Consider the following 3382-nt stretch of genomic DNA (forward strand, 5'->3'; position numbering starts at 1 on the left):
GGAGACCTGGCGCTGATTGGTAAGCCAATCAAAGGTCACATCATTGCCACTCGTCCGGGTCATAAGATCAACAACCAATTGGCTCGTATGATTCGCAAAGATATTAAGCTGAACGAGGTACAAGCTCCTGTCTACAAGCCTGGTTGCACTCCCATTATGGATATCAACCGTATTAAGCAACTGCTGCCACACCGTTATCCATTCCTTATGGTTGACAAAATCATAGAGATTGGCTCCAATCATATTGTCGGCGTTAAAAATGTTTCCGTAAACGAACCATTCTTCCAAGGTCACTTCCCCGAAGAGCCAGTTATGCCAGGCGTATTACAGATTGAAGCAATGGCGCAGACAGGTGGTCTGTTAGTACTTAATTCCGTAGAGGAACCTCATCGCTACTCCACTTATTTTCTTAAAATTGATAACGTAAAATTCCGTCAAAAGGTTGTACCGGGCGATACTCTGATTTTCCGACTCGAGTTTATGTCAGAGATCAGACGCGGATGCGCTTTAATGAAAGGATTGGCATTTGTAGACGAAAAGGTAGTTTGCGAAGCCGAATTTATGGCACAAATCATTAAGAATAAATAAATTACGAAGATAATGAATCAACACCCATTAGCTAGTGTTCATCCTGAAGCAAAGATTGGAGAGAACGTTACAATAGATCCGTTTGCAGTGATTGAGAAAGATGTTGTAATCGGGGATAACTGTCATATCTTCTCACATGCTGTTATTTTGGACGGAGCTCGCATCGGTTCAAATTGCAAAATATTTCCAGGAGCAGTCATTTCGGGTATTCCCCAAGACCTTAAATTTGCCGGTGAAATTACTACGGCTGAGATTGGCAACAATACAACTATACGCGAATGCGTAACAATTAACAGGGGAACCAAAGCTAAAGGTAAGACTGTTGTTGGGAACGACTGCCTCATCATGGCATATGCGCACGTGGCACACGACTGTATTCTAAAAGATCATATTATTATCGGTAATGCAACCCAGATCGCCGGAGAGGTAGAGATAGACGATTTTGCTATTGTGAGCGGAGGTACATTGGTACACCAGTTTACCCGTATATCAAAACATGTTATGATTCAGGGTGGATCTCGCGTTGGAAAAGATATCCCTCCTTATACACTGATAGGCAGGGATCCTATCGCCTATTGTGGTATTAATATTGTTGGTCTTCGCCGTCGTGGATACACAAACGATCAGGTGTTTCTGATTCAGGATATATACCGTACATTATATACCCGTGGGTTGAACAACAGTGATGCTATCAATTGCATTGAAAGCGAATATGAACCGAGCATTGAGCGTGATTTAATTCTAGGATTCATAAAATCTTCGAGTAGAGGAATTGTTAGAGGTTCAATGGATTAACTGGAGCAGTTATATAAAAAACGAAAGCTGTCTCTCTCAGGGAGGCAGCTTTTTTTATGTCATATATAGAGGGATTTAATATTTTTTACTACTTTTGAACCAACAAAAAACAACTACAATTATGTTATTCAGATTTCTTATCCTGTCAGACGAAGTTGATGACTTCAAACGTGAAATTAAGATAGATTCGGAAGCGACTTTTCTTGATTTGCACAATGCCATTCTGGATTCTGTCGGATACACAAAAGATCAGATGTGTTCATTCTTTATTTGTGAAGACGACTGGAGCAAAAAAACAGAAATTACGCTGGTTGAAATGGATACTGCTTCGGAAGAAGACAACTATATAATGGAAGATACACGCTTAGAAGAGTTACTCGAAGACGAACATCAGAAACTCCTCTACGTATTCGATTATATGACCGAAAGAGCCTTCTTCATGGAGTTAAGGGAAATTATCCCGGGAAAAGATATGGACAAACCGGAATGCTCGATATCTCTTGGTAATCCTCCGGTACAGATTATGTCTTTTGATGATTTTACACCTAAAGCAGGTGGAACACAGGATTTAGGAGAAGATTTCTACGGAGATTCAGAATTCGACATCGACGAGTTAGATAAAGAAGGCTTCGACGGACTAGAAGGTCCGATGGAAAATCCGTTTGACGATGAGCGCTTTTGATGAATACGCTTATTGTTTTACTGGGGCCGACCGGAGTTGGTAAGACGGAACTTAGCCTACGTGTGGCATCACATGTAGGCAGTCCTATTATTTCGGCAGATTCCCGTCAGTTGTACAAAGAACTTGTAATAGGAACGGCAGCTCCCACAGCCGAACAGCTCGCCCGTATTAAACATTATTTTGTCGGCACACTTTCTCTCACCGATTATTACAATGCCAGTCAGTTTGAAGAAGAGGTTCTGTTATGCCTGGAGAATCTTTTCCAGTCTACATCCAATGTTGTAATGACCGGAGGCTCCATGATGTACATTGATGCTGTTTGCAATGGTATCGACGAACTTCCAACTGTTAGTCTGGAGATCCGGACTAACCTGATGAAGCGTTTTGAAGTTGAAGGATTGGATCCGATTCGGGAAGACTTAAAGCGACTGGATCCTCAACATTACAACGAGGTGGATCTCAACAATTACAAACGAGTGATCCACGCCCTTGAAATATGTTTAATGACAGGAAGACCCTATTCTGAACTACGTACAAATACAAAAAAAACACGTCCTTTTCGCATTATAAAAATCGGACTGACCCGCGATCGTGAAGAACTCTGCGACCGTATCAATGCCCGGGTTGATCAGATGATGCGCGATGGACTACTGGAAGAAGCCAGGCATGTATATCCTTACAAACATCTCAATTCACTTAATACTGTTGGATATAAGGAGATGTTTAATTACCTTGACGGTGAATGGCCTTTGGATTTTGCGATTGAGAAAATAAAACGTAATAGCCGTGTGTATGCCAGAAAGCAGATGACTTGGTTTAAGCGTGATAAAGAAATCAACTGGTTTCATCCGGACAACATAGAAGGCATATTAACTTTCCTGGACGAACAACTAAAGCGTCCTGAATTATAACAATTACAAATATAAAAATAAGTGAGAATGACAACCAGACAGAATCAACCCAAGAAGAAAACTTTGCGTAAACAAATAATCCTTGTTTCCATTGTCTTATTTTTGCTTGTTTATCTGGCTTCCACATGGTTGGATGAAGGAGGTAGGGTACAAAAGTTCTCCTTCTTACTTTTTTTTCATATGATATTTATTCACATTTCACAAAACAAAGCCAGCATCAAAGAGATGATTGCTACAAAAAAAGTCAACGTCATTACGACGCTGACCTTTATATCTTTTGTTGTGATGCTTAATAATTTTGTACTGGTTCTATTTGGTGTATCTTTTACAAACATGACCGTACACTACTGGTTAGTAGGTATTTTTCTCATTTTAGCAGTCATTCATAGCATTGAAAGACTGCTTA

At 40.4% G+C, this 3382-nt stretch carries 5 protein-coding genes; all 5 read left to right on the plus strand.

The window, feature by feature from the left end; genetic code table 11:
• Nucleotides 1-588 (plus strand): 3-hydroxyacyl-ACP dehydratase FabZ (fabZ, locus tag AB7E53_RS14605; RefSeq protein ID WP_446776524.1); only part of this gene is annotated, 588 nt, incomplete at its 5' end.
• Between the two features lie 12 nt (nucleotides 589-600).
• Nucleotides 601-1383 carry an acyl-ACP--UDP-N-acetylglucosamine O-acyltransferase gene (gene lpxA / locus AB7E53_RS14610; RefSeq protein ID WP_079683486.1) on the plus strand — a complete coding sequence of 261 codons (783 nt, stop codon included), beginning with the start codon at nucleotides 601-603 and terminating at the stop codon, nucleotides 1381-1383.
• Between the two features lie 121 nt (nucleotides 1384-1504).
• The gene (locus AB7E53_RS14615) at nucleotides 1505-2065 is read left to right on the plus strand and encodes an IS1096 element passenger TnpR family protein (protein WP_079683485.1); all 561 of its coding nucleotides are present in this window, start codon (nucleotides 1505-1507) and stop codon (nucleotides 2063-2065) included.
• Entirely contained in the window at nucleotides 2065-2976 is a 912-nt protein-coding gene (gene miaA / locus AB7E53_RS14620; protein WP_446776526.1) for a tRNA (adenosine(37)-N6)-dimethylallyltransferase MiaA, read from the plus strand. Before AB7E53_RS14615 ends, miaA begins: the two co-directional genes overlap by 1 nt.
• Nucleotides 2977-3003: 27 nt before the next feature.
• On the plus strand, nucleotides 3004-3382 hold a 379-nt coding region (locus tag AB7E53_RS14625), incomplete at its 3' end, for a hypothetical protein (RefSeq protein WP_446776528.1).

Source organism: Macellibacteroides sp. (assembly GCF_050251695.1).
GTDB classification, from domain to species: Bacteria; Bacteroidota; Bacteroidia; order Bacteroidales; family Tannerellaceae; genus Macellibacteroides; species Macellibacteroides fermentans.